Raw genomic sequence first — 17,301 nt, forward strand, 5'->3', positions numbered from 1 at the left:
TGGTTTAATGGTACACAATAACAAAACTGGCATAAGCCAGATTCAGACGGAAAGATCATTAATGAGCTGGATTGAAAGAATTCTTAACAAAAGCAACATTACCCAAACCCATAAGGCAAATATCCCAGAAGGGGTTTGGACTAAATGTGATAGTTGCAGTCAGGTGCTCTACCGTGCTGAGTTAGAGCGCAATCTTGAGGTTTGTCCTAAATGTGATCATCACATGCGTATTTCCGCACGTAACCGGTTGAAGACTTTTCTTGATGAAGGACCAACAACTGAATTAGGTGGTGAATTAGAACCGAAAGACATTTTGAAATTCCGTGATTCTAAAAAGTATAAAGACCGCATATCAGTAGCACAGAAACAAACACAAGAGAAAGATGCTCTGGTTGTGATGAAAGGTACCTTGAATGGTATGCCAGTTGTTGCTGCTGCTTTTGAATTTGCATTTATGGGTGGTTCAATGGCTTCTGTTGTTGGTGCCCGTTTCGTCCGAGCAGTAGAACAGGCGTTAGAAGACGGTTGTCCTCTGGTTTGTTTCTCTTCCAGTGGTGGCGCTCGTATGCAAGAAGCTCTGATGTCTCTGATGCAGATGGCAAAAACCAGTGCTGCTTTGGCAAAATTGCAGGAATGTGGTTTGCCTTACATTTCTGTGATGACGGATCCAACGATGGGGGGAGTGTCAGCAAGTTTGGCGATGTTGGGTGATATTAATATTGCTGAGCCAAAAGCATTGATTGGTTTTGCTGGGCCTCGTGTTATTGAGCAGACAGTTCGTGAGAAATTGCCACCAGGTTTCCAGCGCAGTGAGTTTTTATTGGAAAAAGGAGCGATTGACATGATTGTTCGTCGCCCTGAAATGCGTAGTACTCTTGCCAGTTTGCTTTCTAAACTGACTCATCAGCTGCAACCAGGTGCTAAGCCGATAGTTGCTGAATTTGTGGCAGAGCCCGCTGACGTTGATGCGGATATTCAAATAAGTACTAATAAAGAAGATGTCTGACACTTTGCTAATTCCTCAAGCCACGTCGTCATTGACGACGTGGCTTTCCTATCTTGACAGCCTGCATACTAAAGCCATTGATATGGGGCTTGAGCGTGTAGGGAAAGTTGCCCGAATGCTAGAGTTAGTGGATCCTGCACCTAAGGTAATCACAGTATCTGGCACCAACGGTAAAGGTACCACCTGTTGTACTATCGAGTCTGTTCTGCTAGCTGCTGGGTTGCGAGTCGGTGTTTACAGTTCTCCTCACCTTGTACGTTATACCGAAAGGGTACGTATTCAGGGGAAGGAGTTGCCTGAACAGGCGTTTTGCCGTGTATTTGCAGATATTGAATCCCGCCGTGGTGAGATTTCACTGACTTATTTTGAGTATGGCACATTAGCAGCCTTGCAACTATTTAAAGAAGCTTGTCTGGATGTTGTCATTTTAGAGGTAGGTTTAGGTGGCCGGTTAGATGCGACAAATATTGTGGATGCCGATATTGCGGCTATTACCAGTATTGCACTTGATCATACTGATTGGTTAGGAGCAGATCGTGAGCATATTGGCTATGAGAAAGCGGGCATTTTTCGAAAAGATAGTTTTGCTGTAGTTGGTGAACCGGATATGCCATCTTCTATTGCGGAAGTCGCCGATGAATTAGGTGCTAAGTTGTTCCGCTGTGGTACTGATTGGCGCTTCTCGCAACAGGAGGAAAATTGGTGCTGGCAATCTGATGATATTCTATTGAGTAACTTGCCTCTACCAAATGTGCCGTTGATGAATGCAGCAACCGCAATGGGAGTGATTTGTTGCTTATTGCGACAGCATGATAAAGTCAGTCAGGTTATTAATGAGCGGGCAATTCATCAAGGGCTGAAAAATGCACAGTTGCCAGGGCGCTTCCAGATAGTTCGTGAAAATCCATTGTTGATTTTGGATGTGGCACATAACCCACATGCAGCGGCTTATTTGGTACAGAAACTGGCCCTCTTGCCTCGTCAACTGGGTAGTAAAATTCTTGGTGTAGTGGGTATGCTTGGTGATAAAGATATCGCTGGCACACTGGCTTGCCTGTCGCAGCAAATTGATAAGTGGTATTGCGCTCCTTTAACTGAATTTCGTGGTGCTGATGCCCAAGAGCTGGCTCAGCATCTTGAACAGCCGCAGGTATTTACTGATGTGGAAAGTGCCTGGTATCAGGCCATGGCAGATGCTAATGAGCAGGATATCGTTGTAGTTTGTGGTTCATTCCACACGGTGGCTCATGTCATGGAAGCTCTGGACAGGGAGAAAGGAAGTGGCAAGTAAATTTCAGAATCGTTTGGTCGGTACAATTGTATTGGTAGCACTTGGTGTCATTGTGTTGCCTACATTATTGGACGGAAATAAGAAATACAACGAAGATAAGTTTGCATCAATCCCCTTGGTTCCAAAGCCTGGGGATGAGCAGGAAATTGAATCCATTCCTCCCCTTAACTCGACAACGACAATATTATCAGTCCCTTTGGAGGATGAGACAGAGGTATTGTTGCCAGAAACACTAGAGCAGCCGGAAACGCCATTGGTAACGGTTTCTCCACAGCCAGCGCAGATAGTACCTCTGGCAGTTCAGCCAGAAGTGAAACTTCAATCACAGAGTAGGCCTGAGCAAAAACCAGCACCTAAAAAATCGCCAGCATCGGAACCTAAAGCTAAATTAGAGGTCACACCAGAGCCAAAACTGGCAGAGAAGCCAGCCGAAAAAGCACCGCAAGGACAAGCTTATATCGTACAGCTTGGTGCTTTGAAAAACGCAGGAAAGGTAGATGAAATAGTCGCCAGACTGCGTCTGTCTGGCTATCAAGTCTATACTGTACCTTCTTCCCCAGTTCAGGGGCAGTTAACCAGAATATATGTTGGTCCGAATGTTTCCAAACAACAGCTCGAGTCAGCGTTATCAGAATTGAAAAGCCTTACAGGATTACAAGGGCAGGTAAGAGATTATAGGCTGTAATAGGACTGTCGGTGCTTATATGACAAGAGGGATAACCATCATAAAATCAAGCAGTAAACATTAAGTGACTGTGGTGGTGGTGATTTCTCTATATCGCAATTATTTTCAGCAGGATAGGAAATCTGCTACGCAAACGTTTTCGTTTTCTGTTAGAATGCGCCCGAAGCGGATGCCGGGGTGTCTATTTTGGAATTAAACATGGTCTGGATTGATTACGTTATTATTGCCATTATTGGCTTTTCGGCATTGGTTAGCCTGATTCGTGGGTTTATTCGAGAAGCTTTATCACTGGTCACTTGGGGATGTGCTTTCTTTGTGGCAGGCCACTTTTACACTTACTTAGCGGTTTATTTTACCCGCTTTGAAGATGAATTGGTGCGTAACGGAATTGCTATTGCGGTTCTGTTCATTGCTACTTTAGTTGTCGGTTCCATGGTGAACTATGTGATAGGTTCTCTTGTGGAACGGACTGGATTGTCAGGTACTGATAGGGTGCTGGGGATCTGCTTTGGGGCGTTGCGTGGTGTGCTGATTGTTGCTGCTATTCTATTTTTTCTGGATACATTTACACCACTTGCTCAAAGTGAAGATTGGAAACAATCACAATTGATCCCACAGTTCAGTCATATTATCAGGTGGTTCTTTGACTACCTGCAAAATGCGTCAAGTTTCCTGCCGGAGAAATATACCTCTCCGCTTGGCTGATGAGGAAAAACTACATGTGCGGTATTGTTGGTATTGTCGGTTTTACACCAGTTAACCAGTCGATTTATGATGCGTTGACGGTGCTTCAGCACCGTGGACAAGATGCTGCGGGTATTGCCACTATTGATGGTAACAATGGATTTCGTTTACGAAAAGCTAATGGCTTAGTGAGAGATGTGTTTGAAGCCCGGCATATGTTGCGTTTACAGGGAACAATTGGGATTGGTCATGTACGCTATCCGACAGCAGGCAGCTCCAGTGCATCGGAAGCTCAGCCATTTTATGTAAACTCTCCATTTGGTATTACACTGACACACAATGGTAATTTGACGAATGCTCATGAGTTGAAGAAAAAACTGTTTGAAAATGCCCGTCGCCATGTGAATACCACGTCAGACTCTGAAATTTTGCTCAATGTTTTTGCTAATGAATTGGATCGTTTTCAGCATTACCCGTTGGAGCCTGATAATATTTTTACTGCGGTAGCAGCAATGCATAAGGAAGTTAGTGGTGCTTATGCCTGTATTGCGATGATTATTGGTCATGGGGTGGTCGCTTTCCGTGATCCGCATGGTATCCGTCCGTTAGTTTTAGGCAAGCGTACTTTGGATGATGGTCGTAATGAATATATGATCGCTTCTGAAAGTGTCGCATTGGATACGCTGGGTTTTGAATTCCTGCGGGATGTTGCATCAGGTGAGGCGGTTTATATTACTGAGAAAGGTCAGTTATTCACTCGACAGTGTGCTGAAAACCCTTCTTTAACGCCATGTTTATTTGAATTTGTCTATTTGGCTCGGCCAGACTCCTTTATTGATAAAATTTCGGTTTATAACGCCCGTGTACGTATGGGCCAAAAGCTGGGGGCGAAAATTGCTCGTGAATGGGAAGATCTGCATATTGATGCAGTTATCCCAATTCCCGAAACTTCTTGTGATATTGCTTTGGAAATTGCCCGTATATTGGATAAGCCATATCGTCAGGGATTTGTAAAAAACCGTTATGTCGGTCGCACATTTATCATGCCTGGGCAACAGGAGCGTCGGAAATCAGTCCGTCGTAAACTGAATGCCAATCGCGCAGAATTCCGTGATAAAAATGTGCTATTAGTGGATGATTCTATCGTTCGTGGTACAACATCAGAACAGATTGTTGAAATGGCTCGTGAAGCAGGAGCTAAGAGGGTTTATCTTGCTTCAGCGGCGCCAGAAGTGCGTTTTCCAAATGTTTATGGCATTGATATGCCGAATGCAAATGAGTTGATCGCCCATGGGCGTGAGGTTGATGAGATTCGTCAGTGTATTGGTGCAGATGCATTGATATTCCAGGATTTAACTGATTTAGTCGAGGCTGTTCGTGAAGAAAATCCGGATATTGAGCAGTTTGAGTGTTCGGTTTTCAATGGCATTTATGTCACCAAAGATATTGACCAGACTTATCTTTATTATCTGGAGAATCTGCGTAAGGACGATGAAATGAAACTGAATATTCAGAACGAAATCGAAGGCTTGGATATCTATAATGAAGGTTGATTACCTTCGGATTTAAATAATTGCTCGGTGTCAGCATGAGGCAAAAATGAAAAGATTGATCGTGGGGCTTACGGGAGCAAGTGGAGCTATTTATGGCGTCAGGCTACTGCAAGTTTTACAGCCAGTTGAAAGCGTAGAAACACATCTGGTTATCAGTCAATCTGCTCGTCAGACGCTGGCACTTGAAACAAATTATAGTTTACGGGATGTGCAGGCGTTGGCTGATGTTGTGTATGACAACAGAGACATAGCCGCTGCTATTTCTTCCGGTTCGTTCAAAACTTCAGGCATGGTAATTCTGCCGTGCTCAATGAAAACTCTTTCAGGTATTGTTCACAGTTATACCGATGGGTTAATCACCAGAGCCGCAGATGTTGTATTGAAAGAAGGCCGTAAATTGGTGCTCGGTGTGAGAGAAACGCCATTGCATTTAGGGCATCTCAGGCTGATGACTCAGGCGGCAGAAATTGGCGCTGTAATTATGCCGCCAGTTCCTGCGTTTTATCATCAGCCTGAACAAATTCAGGATATTATTGACCAGACGGTTAATCGGGTACTCGATCAGTTTGACATTGAGTTACCTCATGATCTATTCACCCGTTGGCAAGGCGCTAAAGGTGTTGAGATTTAATATTAAGTAGATCTTCAAAAGCTTCTTTTAGCTGAAAATAGCGGAAGCCAAATCCCGCCTGCTCTAATTTATGTGGTATTGCCTGTTGTCCGCTCAGTGCCAATACTGCAGCCTCTCCCATCAGTAGTTTCAGCACAAAAGCAGGTATCCGGATAATTGCAGGGCGCTTCAGCACTTCCGCCAGTGTTGCGGCAAACTGATCATTATGTACTGGGTAAGGGGAGGTCATATTAAAAGGGCCGCTTAAATCGTCAGTCATCAACAGGTAATAGATCCCATGCACCATATCATCAATATGAATCCAGGGAATATACTGCTTTCCGCTGCCCATAGGGCCGCCAAATCCAAGACGAAAGAGCGGTAACATTTTTTTCAATGCGCCGCCATTTTTTGCCAGTACAAAGCCGGTCCGTAAAAGACAAACACGGGTTTTATCGCTAGCAGCCTGTAGAGCAAGTTGTTCCCAACGTTTACAGAGCTGATGAGTGAATTCATCATGAGGTGGCTCATTTTCTGTAACAATGGTCTGATCTTGATCTCCGTAATAGCCCACGGCAGAGCCGGAAATAAATACTTCGGGTGGTGTTTGACTGGCATTAATTAGCTTGCTGATCTGCTCTGTTAATTCCCAGCGGCTTTGGCACAGTTTTTCCTTTTGCGCTGGAGTCCAGAGCTTGTTTGCTATGGGTTCACCAGCAAGATTAATAACAGCATCAAAATCATTGAGATCGGTTTTATCTTTCAGACTGGTCCAACATTCAGCTTGTTTACAGAACAGGGAATAAACTTTCTGAGGTGAGCGGCTCAGAATGGTAATGGAATGGGATAGGGAAAGTAGTTGGTAAACCAAGCTGCTACCAATGAGACCCGTTCCTCCGGTGATTAAAATACGCATAGCCACTCCTGTAACCTAAAGTTGATATATACCTGCTATCTTTCAAGTTGCCTCTTTGTTGGCTGCACTCACTCACCCCGGTCACCTAGTTATCTATACCCTTCATCTTTCAAGCTGCTGCTTTATTAGCTGCGTTCACTTACCCCAGTCACATCGTTATCTATGCTCCTGGGGATGCGTTCCCTTGCCGCCGCATTGCAACTTGAAATCTATTGGGTATATGCTCCCGGGGATTCGCTCCCTTGCCGTCGCGATGCATCTTGAAATCTATTGGGTATAGAAAACTATAGCAGGGATATATGGGGCTTATGGTTAAAGATACGGCTATCTGTTAACGTGATCAAGTTTTGCGGGGAAATAATCACCCCGCAAACAGAATCAGGCTTTGCTGTATGCTATTTGAGTAGCGGGACGTTGGTTAATAATATCAAACCATTTTTTGACCGCTGGATAATCATCCAGAACAATATTTTGATATTCATGGGAGTGTGCCCACGGGTAAGTTGCGATATCAGCAATACTGTATTCTTGACCACCCAAGAAGGGGGTTTTTTCCAATTGAGTATTCAGGACCTTATACAGGCGTTTTGTTTCTTCCTGATAACGGTTAATTGCGTAAGGCACTTTTTCAGGCGCGAAAAGATTAAAATGGTGGTTTTGCCCCAGCATTGGGCCAAAACCACCAACTTGCCAAAACAGCCATTGCAGGCTTTGGATGCGTTCTCGCATATCTTTGCTGAGCAATTTGCCGGTTTTCTCTGCAAGATAGAGAAGAATGGCACCGGATTCAAATATAGCAGTAGGTTTACTACCATCGGCGGGTTGTTGATCAACAATAGCCGGAATCTTGTTATTAGGAGAAATTGCAAGGAATTCGGGTTTGAATTGATCTCCTGCGCCAATATCAATTCGGTGAATATTATAGGGAAGGCCGGTTTCTTCAAGAAAGAGGGTGATTTTGTGGCCGTTTGGTGTTGGTGCATAGTACAGATCGATCATAGAATCTCCGATAGAACGTAAAATGAACATAGCACTAATTTTACACATTATCGTTAGTTTATGTAGTGTGTAAGATACCTTAATACTCTTCCCAGCCGGAAAATTGATGATTCTTAATTCTGAAAAATGACATTTTACTCGCAGGGGAGGGGATATTTTATCAATGATTGCATGAAAATTGGCTATTACGCATGTTGTCAGTATTGATTCGTTAACACAACAGAATCAATAAACTGCATATTCTTTTAATAATATTGAAATGAAAATATATAATAAATAATTGATATGATGTTTATGTTAATAATATTTTGGCATGTTATTATTAACCTTTTTACCTTTATTTAGGTAGGAGATAGTTCTAATCTTTTATTATTTAATTCATTTTAAATAAAACTTAATGATTCATGATGGTAATGATATCGATAAATTTTTTCACATATTATTCAATGTGTTGTTTGTTTTCTTTTGTGGTGGTTATAATTTATCGCTGGATAAGTTAATGCTGGACTTTTTATTTCTGTAGAACCAATGTTTGTGAAATAAGGTGATTCAATAACTTGGGCTGTTCCTGGTTTTTATTTATTGCTCTGTGATTTTTTGTAATTATATTCGTTTTGCATTTGTTGAATTTTATTGTGACTGCATGCTTGAGAGAATGAACTTTATCTCTCACTATTATTAGTGTCAGTTTGATAATAAGCCTTAAATTAATGTTCAAGAATAAAAAAAGGAAAAAACAATTATGAATAAATTATTCCTGCGAGATGATACTGATAGCGAAAAAATAATGGAATATTGGGTGGAGTTCCAATTGGTTGATGAACAAGGTAACCCATTAGTTAATATGCCTTATCACTTAATAAGTCAGGGAGGACAACGTGCTGAACGTAAAGGTGTGACTAATGAACAAGGATTACTCAGGGAAGAAAACTTGCCAATTTACCCAGTAATATTATATATCAGTGCTCAGCCATTAGCTGATGAAATGGAACAACGACCATTACGGGAGAGCCGTGATATCAGGGCATCAATAGTTAAACCGAAGGCGGAAGCAGAAGGCCATCAATATTGCTATGTGACAATTGGACAAATAAGTGGTGGCTTGCCTGTAATTGATAAATGGAAAGAAGATAAACCGCCACATTATCATTTTCCAGATCCGATGCCGAAAGGATTTTACACGCCTTCAATAAATTGTCGATATGTTCTGGAAGTGTGCCCATTTCGAGCCTGGGCGTTATTATTACATAATCAGAAAGATTACTCTTTGGTGAATGCTTATAATTTGTCATTAATGGGGATACTGGCATATTCTAATAATACTACGGATACAGTAGGTTCTATTGCCCATTTTTTTTATCGGCAAATGCAAGATGTATCCCAACTGCCTAATAAGGTAGAAAAAATAGCTCGTTCGCCTATTATTTATGATGTGCCATTTCGTGAACGTTACACTGATATTGTATTTATTGACTCAAAATCGAGTAAAAGTCCGTTAGGAGATACTGAATTATTTTATGCGGCTAACCAGCAAGATATCATTGTCAGTTGGCGTGGGACGGCCAGTATAGATAATGCTATTACCGATATTATGTACCAGCCCCTTAAATTAGGTTGTGGTGATGGGGGAGTATGTAGTGGTTTTATCGAGAATGGTAAGGTTCATAAGGGATTTTGGGAAGCATTTAGTCTTATCAGCAAGTTAAAAGTTTCCGACTCTGATAATAAAAGTGTATTTGATAGAATTACAGATTTGGCTAAAAACAGAAACTTATTTATTTGTGGACATAGCTTGGGTGGTGCGTTGGGGTTATTACACAGTGCGCAACTGAAAAAATATCATCCTTGTTTATACAGTTATGGAATGCCGCGGACATTAACACGTAGTGCGGTAGAGGAAATAGCGGATATTACGCATTACCGTCACGTGAATGAAAATGATCTGGTTCCTTCAGCGCCTCCAGAAAAAGACCTTGATAATTGGCTTTATGATTATTGGGGGCCGCTGGGCTATTTATTCAGCACTATTGAATTGTTGGGTTTGACAAAAGGTAGTGAAGTTTTCTTGCATCATGGAAAAATAGTTCACTTTTATAGAGCCAATCTGATTATTGAACGGGTAGAAGAGCGTGGTTCAAGTAACTATATACGGATCAAGGACACATTGCCGGTTGAAACAAAAATGTATTTAATCCCGTCACTAAATAATGAGACAGAAAGTGATATGAGGGAAGCATTGGAGATTCAGAAAGAATTCTTTAAACATATCAGTAATGCTGATAGGAATAAATGGTTTCCACGTAATGCAAATCCGACATTGAAAGATGCTTTAAGTGTACCTGATCACCGTATGCTTAAATATGTTCATTATATTGGTGATCGCATTGCAGAATTGGCTTCTCCGAAGAAATATCATTTTTACCGAGATAAGGCGCGATTATTTGAGAAAACAATGCAGGAACGGACTGATATTGTTCCCGATATTCGGCAGCGTAATATTCTATTCTTACATATGGATAGCCAGTTAGATAAAGCACTTATTTATACTAAACAAAATAAACGGGGTAGTTTGGCTTTAAAACGCTATACGGATAATTTTGCACTGATTGGTGAGGATTGGATGTCGTAAATATAAGAAAATCCTTATCAGCATAGTCAGTATGAGGAACATGGATGGACGATGGATAACGCTTTCTTATCTAGTTGTTGGTGGTTGATAAGACTCAGTTTTACCGCCAATAAGAATTTTATCGGACTTATATACCAATAGATTTCAAGATGGATCGCGACGGCAAGGGAGCGAATCCCCGGAAGCATAGATAACTATGTGACCGGGGGTGAGTGAGTGCAGCCAACAAAGTAGCAATTTGAAAGATGAAGGGTATAGTTCCTCAGATGTTCTATTTCAGGTTAGGTTAAAAGGTTGCATGAATCGTCCGAAACGAATAACTTCGTAGAACCCTACCAATTTGGTTATTCTGAGTAGATTAACCATCCTATAGCTTTGTGATTTCTTGCTAATAAAAAGGTCTTTTGCAGATGGAACAAGAGAATACAGTGGGTGTTGAATGGATCGATATCGTTAATGGAGATAATGAAGTCATCGCCCAGGCTACACGTCAGCAGATGCGTGCCCAACGTTTACGGCACCGTGCCACTTATATTGTCGTTCATAATGGCATGGGGAAAATTTTGGTTCAGCATCGTACAGAAACTAAAGATTTTTATCCGGGGAAACTGGATGCGACCGCAGGTGGTGTTGTCTTGATGGGTGAAAATATGCTGGATTCAGCCCGGCGAGAAGCGGAAGAAGAGCTGGGTATTGCGGGAGTTCCCTTTGCTGAGCATGGTAGCTTTTATTATGAAGAAGAGAATTGCCGTATTTGTGGCGCATTATTCAGTTGCATCAGTCATGGGCCGTTTGCTTTACAGGCAACGGAAATTGACGAGGTGTGCTGGATGACACCGGAGGAGATCACGATTCGTTGTGACGAATTTACACCTGATTCATTGAAAGCATTGTCTCTGTGGCTGACTCGTAATAATGATTTCGATGAAGTTATTATGAATAAAAAGATTGATTGATTTAGTTATCTGTTTTGTTGAATGGCTAAGCTCCCAAATGGTGGAGCTTACTGCTTCTGTTCTTAAATTCCTTTCTTACTCACGGCAGTGAATACTCCTCCTTTTGAATAAGCATTTGTCAGCACATAAGTGTTATAAAGTAACAATAATATTTATTATTGGTGCTATAGAGACTAGTCATTATATATCCTATATATTGAATATATCCATATGCTGTTATGAGAAGATATACTATGGCAACCAGAATATATTCATCCGCTGAGGTGAAGAAATCGGTGGAAATCGAGACATTGAGTGGATCTGAACTGATCGATCGTAAGATTGATAAATACCTGTTATCTTTCAAGTTGCCTCTTTGTTGGCTGCACTCACTCACCCCCGGTCACATAGTTATCTATGCTCCCGGGGATTCGCTCCCTTGCCGTCGCGATGCATCTTGAAATCTATTGGGTAAAGATGCTGAATATTTAGATTTGGTGATAAAAAGACCTCTTGGGGATTGGCTGTTTGGTTTGGTTCAAATAATAGTTGGTTAGGTAATTTTTCGTATTGAATAAAATTACCTGATGTATAGGCGGTTTAATTTGGTAATAAAACCTCAGGGTATTCTGCTTGTTATTCTTAGTTGTGGGAAATTAAAATTAGCGTGAGAGTAAAATTCCCGGGAAGAATATTCTGTCCCGGGCAATTTAATTATTTAAATAATGTTGTATTTTATCGTTATATTGAAGTGCCTTATTTATTTTATTTCTGGCATAACACCAATAAAAGAGGTTTTCTTCCTTGGTTCAGACATCAGAGAATCAAGCTCTTCAACACATTTCAAATAATGAGGTGTTTCCTTGTGTGCGTCAGCAGCCTTTTCATCAACGTATGCTTCATAAATATAAAAACGGGTAGGAATATTTTCATCCTGTAACACATCAAAACGTAGATTGCCTTCTTCCTGAATTGAACCCAGATGGTTTAATCGGAATATTTCAAGGAATTTATCTAATTTGTCTTGTTTAATATTAATTTCAACTAAAGTTACGTGCATCTTAATCCCCTTTATTCTTTTTCACTTAAAAACAACTCATAAGCTTTGTTGGCGCTTTCATTCTGATGTACCACGGCTTGAACAGCTTTTAACATGGCAACCGGTGCTTCGGATTGGAAAATGTTACGTCCCATATCCACACCGGCGGCTCCTTGATCAATGGCTTGATAACACATCTCCAGCGCCTCTCTTTCTGGAAGTTTTTTACCACCAGCAATCACAATAGGAACCGGACATCCGCTAGCAATACGTTCAAAGCCAGTATCGACATAGTAAGTTTTGATAATTTGCGCGCCCATCTCGGCAGCAATACGGGTCGCCAAAGAGAAATAACGCTGATCTCGTATCATATCTTTACCAACACCAGTTACGGCCATGGTTGGCATACCGTAACGCATTCCCTGATCGACTAGCTTGATAATATTCTTGATTGATTGATGTTCATGTTCAGATCCGATATACACCTGAGCCGCTACTGCACAGACATTCAGACGTAAAGCATCTTCCATCGCAACCGCGACTGCCTCATTGGACAGCTCCGTCAGGATAGAATTGGCGCCGGAAGCTCGCAAGACTACAGGTTTATTCGTCGCAGGTGGAACCTGACTGCGGAGAATACCGCGCGTACACATCAATACATCGGTATGCGGAAACAGTGGTGCGATATTGATATCAATGCGTTCAAGACCGGTTGTTGGCCCCTGGAAATAACCGTGATCGAAAGCCAACATAACAGTTCGGTTGGTTTTGGGATTGAAAATGCGTGATAGTCGTGATTGCATGCCCCAATCAAGAGCGCCACAGCCTTTTAGTTCAAACAAGCTATTCTTCTGTGGAACATCAACACCAAAATCTTTACCGTCTTTAATATCGTCTAAATCTGCCATTTTTCTTCTCCTAACTAGCTTACACTGAACCAGCAACCGCGACTGGCGGAGATTGCCGGGCAATAGAATTAGAAATCGTACTGATTGATATTGTCTTTGGTGAAAATTACCCATTCAGGCAAAACAACAATATCGTTCCCTTTGGCGTCATAGCTGTAACCCTGAAAACTGTTTGATGCAACTGTGATAGTGCCAATATGGGGAATATCTCGTTTCTCACCGATACTTAAATTACCTTTCTTGAGTAATTTGTTGGTTATATGAGTTGAAATTTTGTCCCGATTAATAACATCCCAAAGCCTGAATTGTTTCACTGTTAGACCTTAATTATTCAGTTGTTTTATACCAGCGATAATATTCATGTAGCGTCGATTTGCCGGCATCGCTATCTAACATCATGACATCCTGTGATGCAGGCGTTGTGGTAATCAGAGTGAACAAATTTTTATTTAAAAAACAATTATTCAATATGGTAGCTGTTGTATTTCGGATTTAGCACCTTTTAGATCACAATTTATGAAAAAATTTGATCTGCATTATAATCTATTCAAATTGTACGGTAAGGCTCTGGCGCGTAATGCGGTTTAATGCTTATCTGTTGAACGCGGATAAAAGAAAGTGGTTATGGCGATAAAATTAGCGAAAGAAAAATCAATTAAAGAGAAACAGATGTTGTCTGAGGACACTTATCTGGGTAATAGCATGAGTGAAGAAGAGCTGCTTGCACGTATTGCATGGTTTTACTATCACGATGGCCTGACACAAGGGGATATCGGTGACCTGCTTGGTCTGAGTCGGTTAAAGGTTTCCAGATTGCTGGAAAAAGGGCGGCAGTCAGGTGTTATTCGGGTACAGATTAACTCTCGCTATGAGGGTTGCCTGGCGCTGGAAAATACTTTGCAAAAACATTTCTCTCTGAAACAAGTTCGTATTTTACCTGCACTGGCTGATATGAATCTTAGTATCAGGTTGGGTGTTGGGGCGGCGCATTTGCTGATGGCACTGATTGCACCCAGGCAATTACTGGCAGTAGGGTTTGGTGAAGCCACAATGTGCACATTACAACATTTGAGCGGTTTTATCTCATCACAGTACATTAGATTGGTCACATTGTCCGGTGGTGTCGGTCCTTATATGACTGGAATTGGTCAACTGGATGCAGCCTGCCCAATAAGTATTATTCCCGCGCCATTACGTGCTTCGACCGCTCAGGTCGCCGAAACATTTCGTCAGGAGAATAGTGTCCGTGATGTTTTGCTGGCAGCGGGTGCGGCTGATATTGCTATCGTTGGTATCGGCGCTATTAATCAGAAACAGCAGGCGACAATTATGCGTTCCGGTTATATCAGTGGTGGTGAACAACTGATGTTTGCCCGAAAAGGCGCTGTTGGCGATATCCTTGGCTATTTTATGCAAGCAGACGGCAAGTTGGTGGAAGATTTACAAATTCATCATGAGCTTATTGGCATCTCCATGTCGGAACTGAAAACAATTCCGACAGTTATTGGCGTTGCGGGAGGTGAAGATAAAGCGGAAGCCATCGTTGCGGCACTTAATGGTCAATATATCAATGCATTGGTGACTGAAGAACAGACCGCCAGGGTGATGTTAAATTTATTGCGCTGACCACGTATTCAATCTATCCGTGAATAAATAAAAAAATCTGAGGTAAGGCTATAAGTTTAGAAAATAATTAAACTGAGGATAGCATCATGAATCAACGCCGTAGTGCTAATCCATCAGGAAAATATCTGATGGCGCTTGATGCAGGGACAGGGAGTGTTCGTGCAGTAATCTTTGATCTTGAAGGGAATCAAATTGCTACCGGACAGGCTGAATGGGTACATCAGCCTGTACCTGATGTGCCCGGTTCAATGGAATTTGATTTGGTAATGAACTGGCAGCTGGCTTGTCAGTGTATTCGTCAGGCGCTGAAAAAAGCAGAATTACCTGCCAGCGCTATTCAGGGCGTTGCGTCCTGTTCTATGCGGGAAGGTATTGTTCTCTATAACCGTAATGGTGAGCCGATTTGGGCCTGTGCCAATGTGGACGCGCGTTCCAGCCATGAAGTGGGTGAATTGAAAGCGTTATATAACAATACGTTTGAATATGATGTTTATCAGCGTTCAGGGCAAACGTTGGCATTGGGGGCTATGCCTCGTCTTTTATGGCTTGCTCATCATCGTCCAGATATTTATCGTCAAGCGGCAGCCTTAACAATGATTAGCGATTGGCTGGCAAATATGCTCAGTGGCGAGTTGGCGGTAGATCCCTCCAATGCGGGTACGACAGGAATGTTGGATCTGGTCAGCCGTGACTGGTGTGCTAATCTGCTTGAGATGGCAGGGTTGCGTTCAGATATTCTTTCACCGGTAAAAGAAACAGGTACTTTGTTAGGTTACGTCACTGAAAAAGCCGCATCTCAATGTGGCCTTGATGTTGGAACTCCAGTGATTATGGGTGGCGGTGATGTTCAGCTTGGTTGCCTTGGTTTAGGTGTTGTAAAACCGACACAGACTGCTGTTATCGGTGGCACTTTCTGGCAGCAGGTTGTCAATCTACCGAAGCCAATAACTGACCCAAATATGAATACACGGATTAACCCTCATGTTATTCCCGGTATGGTTCAGGCTGAATCCATCAGTTTTTTTACTGGCTTAACGATGCGTTGGTTCAGGGATGCATTTTGTGCAGAAGAAAAATTACTGGCGGAACGTCTTGGTGTTGATACCTATAGTTTATTGGAAGATATGGCAGCCAGAGTGCCGGCTGGTGCTCACGGTGTTATGCCAATTTTCTCTGATGTGATGCGGTTTAAAGCTTGGTATCATGCAGCACCGTCCTTTATTAACCTGTCAATTGATCCTGAAAAATGCAATAAATCGACACTATTCCGTGCATTGGAAGAAAACGCTGCCATTGTTTCGGCTTGCAATTTGGATCTAATTTCTGCATTTTCGGCAGTGAAGCCAGATTCATTGGTATTTGCTGGTGGTGGTTCAAAAGGAAAATTATGGAGCCAGATTTTATCTGATGTGACAGGGCTTCCAGTGCGGGTTCCGATAGTCAAAGAATCTACTGCCTTGGGATGTGCGATTGCGGCTGGAGTCGGTGTTGGGCTTTATGATGCAATGGGGGCTACAGGGGAAAAGTTAGTGCGTTGGCAACATGAATATCAGCCCAATCCTGAACATTATGAGGTATACCAAAAAGCTAAGCGGGACTGGCAGGCGATATATGCCGATCAGTTAACATTGGTCGATCATGGTTTAACAACTTCGCTGTGGAAAGCGCCGGGATTATAACTTGTAATGAATTGATCTGCTGGTGCCTGTATAGCCGGTATTTTTCTGGGTGCGCTTGCGCTGGTGTGCGAGTGCAGCCAACAAAGAGGCAACTTGAAAGATAACGGGTATAAATATATAACGGCGGGATAAGATATTTATATATAAAAACTATATGAATAAAGGACTGTAATACGAATATATTAAGAAGTATTGAATAATTTATCGTTGGTGTGATAATCCGGTACGCATTTTTATACCGGATTTTTTATGTATTAAAACAGAATAAGGAAAGTGATGGTTTACATATAAGTTATCTTTCAGGTTCTTTTGTTATTATTGTTGTTATTTTCTATTGTGTGATCCAAATCTAATTTTATTGTTGATTTTATTTTGTATTTTTGATTTTCGTGATATTCAAATAATATATTTAATTGTAGGGTTGTTGTTGGAAATATTTCTTGCAATAAATAATCAGGAGAAGATAATCGAAGAATTGATAACGGCTATATGTTTCTAAGTGGTGATATAGACCGACTTAATTGTATTTAATTTCATGATCTGGCTTTGGTACACATTGGACTTATTTTAAATAACTCGTGTAATTAATGGTTTGTCTTATTATACATAGTTGTTACAGGATTCTCTTTATTACAAGGAATGGCAAATAAAATAACCCTAATGGGATAGATGGGCAGAGTGAAAAAGCGATAGAGGACGTTTAAATGTGTATTTTTGAAGATATGCGAAAACTGAATAACA

General features: G+C 41.6%; 17 protein-coding genes. 11 read left to right on the plus strand and 6 right to left on the minus strand.

What is annotated here, in order from left to right; all coding sequences use genetic code 11:
* Positions 1-61: 61 nt before the first annotated feature.
* The 6 genes from accD (at position 62) to BO26_RS13535 (ending at position 5,850) form a co-directional block, all read left to right on the plus strand.
* The gene (accD, locus tag BO26_RS13510) at positions 62-1,006 is read left to right on the plus strand and encodes an acetyl-CoA carboxylase, carboxyltransferase subunit beta (RefSeq protein WP_036772162.1); all 945 of its coding nucleotides are present in this window, start codon (positions 62-64) and stop codon (positions 1,004-1,006) included.
* Positions 999-2,297 carry a bifunctional tetrahydrofolate synthase/dihydrofolate synthase gene (folC, locus tag BO26_RS13515; protein ID WP_036772164.1) on the plus strand — a complete coding sequence of 433 codons (1,299 nt, stop codon included), beginning with the start codon at positions 999-1,001 and terminating at the stop codon, positions 2,295-2,297. The genes accD and folC overlap by 8 nt, the downstream gene beginning before the upstream one ends.
* Positions 2,287-2,982 carry a cell division protein DedD gene (gene dedD / locus BO26_RS13520; protein WP_036772172.1) on the plus strand — a complete coding sequence of 232 codons (696 nt, stop codon included), beginning with the start codon at positions 2,287-2,289 and terminating at the stop codon, positions 2,980-2,982. The genes folC and dedD overlap by 11 nt, the downstream gene beginning before the upstream one ends.
* A 198-nt stretch (positions 2,983-3,180) precedes the next feature.
* Positions 3,181-3,687, plus strand: coding sequence for a colicin V production protein (cvpA, locus tag BO26_RS13525; protein ID WP_036772175.1), 507 nt, complete (start codon positions 3,181-3,183; stop codon positions 3,685-3,687).
* Between the two features lie 14 nt (positions 3,688-3,701).
* Positions 3,702-5,219, plus strand: coding sequence for an amidophosphoribosyltransferase (gene purF / locus BO26_RS13530; RefSeq protein WP_036772184.1), 1,518 nt, complete (start codon positions 3,702-3,704; stop codon positions 5,217-5,219).
* A gap of 46 nt (positions 5,220-5,265) precedes the next feature.
* On the plus strand, positions 5,266-5,850 hold the full coding sequence (locus tag BO26_RS13535; RefSeq protein ID WP_036772186.1) for a UbiX family flavin prenyltransferase: 585 nt from the start codon (positions 5,266-5,268) through the stop codon (positions 5,848-5,850).
* Here the strand turns inward: BO26_RS13535 and BO26_RS13540 are convergent.
* Positions 5,831-6,745 carry a TIGR01777 family oxidoreductase gene (locus tag BO26_RS13540; RefSeq protein ID WP_036772189.1) on the minus strand — a complete coding sequence of 305 codons (915 nt, stop codon included), beginning with the start codon at positions 6,743-6,745 and terminating at the stop codon, positions 5,831-5,833. The genes BO26_RS13535 and BO26_RS13540 overlap by 20 nt on opposite strands.
* A gap of 378 nt (positions 6,746-7,123) precedes the next feature.
* Positions 7,124-7,744, minus strand: a complete 621-nt coding sequence (locus BO26_RS13545) for a glutathione binding-like protein (RefSeq protein WP_036772217.1) — start codon at positions 7,742-7,744, stop codon at positions 7,124-7,126.
* A gap of 742 nt (positions 7,745-8,486) precedes the next feature.
* Between BO26_RS13545 and BO26_RS13550 the strand changes: the two genes are divergently transcribed.
* The 3 genes from BO26_RS13550 to BO26_RS23505 all read left to right on the plus strand — a co-directional run bounded on the left by BO26_RS13550 (position 8,487) and on the right by BO26_RS23505 (position 11,769).
* Positions 8,487-10,373 carry a lipase family protein gene (locus BO26_RS13550; protein WP_036772191.1) on the plus strand — a complete coding sequence of 629 codons (1,887 nt, stop codon included), beginning with the start codon at positions 8,487-8,489 and terminating at the stop codon, positions 10,371-10,373.
* Between the two features lie 410 nt (positions 10,374-10,783).
* A complete protein-coding gene (gene yfcD / locus BO26_RS13555; RefSeq protein ID WP_036772193.1) occupies positions 10,784-11,329 on the plus strand; it encodes an NUDIX hydrolase YfcD in 546 nt (181 codons plus the stop codon).
* 233 nt (positions 11,330-11,562) lie between these two features.
* Entirely contained in the window at positions 11,563-11,769 is a 207-nt protein-coding gene (locus tag BO26_RS23505) for a hypothetical protein (RefSeq protein ID WP_157835557.1), read from the plus strand.
* 299 nt (positions 11,770-12,068) lie between these two features.
* Here the strand turns inward: BO26_RS23505 and lsrG are convergent, their stop codons facing one another.
* The 4 genes from lsrG to BO26_RS24910 form a co-directional block, all read right to left on the minus strand.
* Positions 12,069-12,368: a (4S)-4-hydroxy-5-phosphonooxypentane-2,3-dione isomerase gene (gene lsrG, locus BO26_RS13560; RefSeq protein ID WP_036772196.1), complete on the minus strand. Its 300-nt coding sequence runs from the start codon at positions 12,366-12,368 to the stop codon at positions 12,069-12,071.
* Between the two features lie 11 nt (positions 12,369-12,379).
* Entirely contained in the window at positions 12,380-13,255 is an 876-nt protein-coding gene (gene lsrF / locus BO26_RS13565; RefSeq protein WP_036772197.1) for a 3-hydroxy-5-phosphonooxypentane-2,4-dione thiolase, read from the minus strand.
* Between the two features lie 68 nt (positions 13,256-13,323).
* Entirely contained in the window at positions 13,324-13,569 is a 246-nt protein-coding gene (locus BO26_RS13570; protein WP_036772200.1) for a hypothetical protein, read from the minus strand.
* 13 nt (positions 13,570-13,582) lie between these two features.
* Positions 13,583-13,723, minus strand: coding sequence for a hypothetical protein (locus tag BO26_RS24910; RefSeq protein ID WP_477707036.1), 141 nt, complete (start codon positions 13,721-13,723; stop codon positions 13,583-13,585).
* A 156-nt stretch (positions 13,724-13,879) separates the two neighbouring features.
* On the opposite strand from BO26_RS24910, the gene lsrR reads away from it, so the two are divergent.
* Positions 13,880-14,881 (plus strand): transcriptional regulator LsrR, encoded by a 1,002-nt coding sequence (gene lsrR / locus BO26_RS13575; protein ID WP_110882769.1) that lies wholly within the window; start codon positions 13,880-13,882, stop codon positions 14,879-14,881.
* Between the two features lie 86 nt (positions 14,882-14,967).
* A complete protein-coding gene (gene lsrK, locus BO26_RS13580; protein ID WP_036772205.1) occupies positions 14,968-16,560 on the plus strand; it encodes an autoinducer-2 kinase in 1,593 nt (530 codons plus the stop codon).
* The last annotated feature ends 741 nt before the right edge of the window (positions 16,561-17,301 follow it).

The sequence above is a fragment of the Photorhabdus australis DSM 17609 genome (assembly GCF_000711895.1).
Classification (GTDB): Bacteria; Pseudomonadota; Gammaproteobacteria; order Enterobacterales; family Enterobacteriaceae; genus Photorhabdus; species Photorhabdus australis.